Consider the following 1,897-nt stretch of genomic DNA (forward strand, 5'->3'; position numbering starts at 1 on the left):
TTGTTCCGGGGGTGGCGGGGGGGGGGGGCCCCGCGGGTGCGGCCGGCGCCGCGGTTGTGGGGGGCCTGTGGGGGGGCGGCCCCTACACGTAACAGGCCGATGATCGCGTTGGCGCGGTCGTTGACGAGTGAGTCCTCGATGGCGAAGGGGTGCGCCCACAGTTCGGCCTTGTCCGGGCCGTCGTCGCTGAGGGTGTAGTCCGACGGTTCGAGGTCACCTCCACAAAGATTCATGATCATCTCATGGTAGGGCTCGACGACCTCCAGGTGAGGGGGCCGCGCGGAGTCGGCGGGGATCACGAGAACAGAGATCATGATGAGATTCCTGTCTGATTGGGTTGGGGTGCGCGGGATGGCGACGGGCGAGCTCAGCTGCCGGGCGCCGCGCTGGCGGGGTGGGGGGTGAGGCGCGCGGTCAGGAATCGCCCCCGGGTGCGGGGCAGGGTGGCGTGCGCGACGTCGCGGGTGGCCTGGTAGGCGCCGGCCAGGCTGGTGTGGTGTTCGCCGAGAACGATCCACCCGGTGGAGTAGGGGGCGCGTACCTGGACCTGGTAGCCGGTCGCGGTGAGCAGGTCGCGGTAGAGACCGGGGGCGTCGAGGAGGGTGACCTCGTCGTGGTGGATGGTCAGGCCGGTCAGGACGGCGTCGCCGTGGATCCGCTGGTCGAGACGGAACCGGCGTGGGTGGAAGGCGGCGAGGGCGGTGGCCCGCGCGTTGAGGGCCGTGGAGGCGGGCAGGGGCGTGTCGGCGGTCCACAGCACGGCGCCGGCCCGTTCGAGATCGACCGGTTCAAGGCCGCCGGCCAGGGCACGCAACGTGTCGGTGTCGACCGAGTCGAGGGTGGCCAGGCGAGGCGGGCGGGCGGGGTCGGCGGGGATCACGACGACGGTGATCGTGCGCCCGACGGTGTCGGCCGGTGCGCTGTCACGCCCGGGGGTCGTCACGAGATCTCCGTGGGGGGTGCGAGAAGGGGGTTGAGGGCGGTGGCGAGACTGCCGTCGGGGAGGCGGAACGCGAGGATCGTGCCGGCGCGCACCGCGTCGAGGAGGTCGAGTCCGGCGGCGATGTCCGCACTTCCCCCATCCGGATAATCGCCGCTGACGATCAGGTCGGCGGTTTCGTCGGCGGTCAGCAGGACGGCGCCGGAACCTGCCAGTGGGATCTCCTCGGGGGACCCTGAGGGGAGCGAATAGCCGGCGGTGAGCAGCAGGGTGGCGAGGGCGGTGAGGTGAAGGTCGGGGCCGAAGGAACCGCGGTAGGGATCCCTGCCGGGGTAGTGGAGGTCGTAGCGCAGGCCCTGGCTGTGCAGGATGACGCGGCTGTGGTGGGTGGGATGGTCGGCGGTGAGGACCTGACGTTCAGGCCAGGCGCCGCGCAGGGGAAGGCGGGCGATGCGGGTGAAGCCGGCCTCGTGGAGCAGGTCCAGCACGGCGGGCAGGTCGGGTGGGGTGTCGATCGGTTCGAGGGCATAGATCATCGGCATGTCGGCGGGCACCGTGACGGGTGCGGAGAGGTCGGCGCTCAGGCGGGCCTCGGGCAGGCAGTCAGGGCAGACGGTGGTGACGTGCGGGCCCGGGTAGCGGCCGTCGGCGGCGGGCCAGTGCGGCGCGTGCGGGGGGCAGCCGTCGGGGAAATAGGCGACGGCGTAGCCGGGGGCGGTGAAGGGGGGCAGGGGCTGCTGGTGGGGGTGGACCATGACGCGGTGCCGGGTTGGGGTCACAGGGGTGTCCTTCGTGGCCGTGGGGGTGGTGTCGGCTGGTGAGGGCGGGTGGTGGGTGGGGCGGATGTTTTGCCCCCCCCTATCCCGGGGCAGCGGGGGGTGGTGAGGGCGCGGAGGGGGGCGCGGGGGCTGTGGGTGGGGGGTTGGGGGGGGGGGGGGCGGGTGGGGGGGGCGGCGG

At 73.0% G+C, this 1,897-nt stretch carries 3 protein-coding genes; all 3 read right to left on the minus strand.

Translation table 11 applies throughout. The annotated features are described in order from the left end of the window. A partial coding sequence (locus MXD61_RS05195; RefSeq protein ID WP_248811712.1) for a hypothetical protein occupies positions 1-314 on the minus strand: 314 nt, incomplete at its 3' end. 53 nt (positions 315-367) lie between these two features. Then, positions 368-943 (minus strand): hypothetical protein, encoded by a 576-nt coding sequence (locus tag MXD61_RS05200; RefSeq protein ID WP_248811713.1) that lies wholly within the window; start codon positions 941-943, stop codon positions 368-370. Beyond that, positions 940-1,719 (minus strand): hypothetical protein, encoded by a 780-nt coding sequence (locus MXD61_RS05205; protein WP_248811714.1) that lies wholly within the window; start codon positions 1,717-1,719, stop codon positions 940-942. Before MXD61_RS05205 ends, MXD61_RS05200 begins: the two co-directional genes overlap by 4 nt. Between the last annotated feature and the right edge of the window lie 178 nt (positions 1,720-1,897).

Source organism: Frankia sp. AgPm24, assembly GCF_023243055.1.
Lineage (GTDB): Bacteria > Actinomycetota > Actinomycetes > Frankiales > Frankiaceae > Frankia > Frankia umida.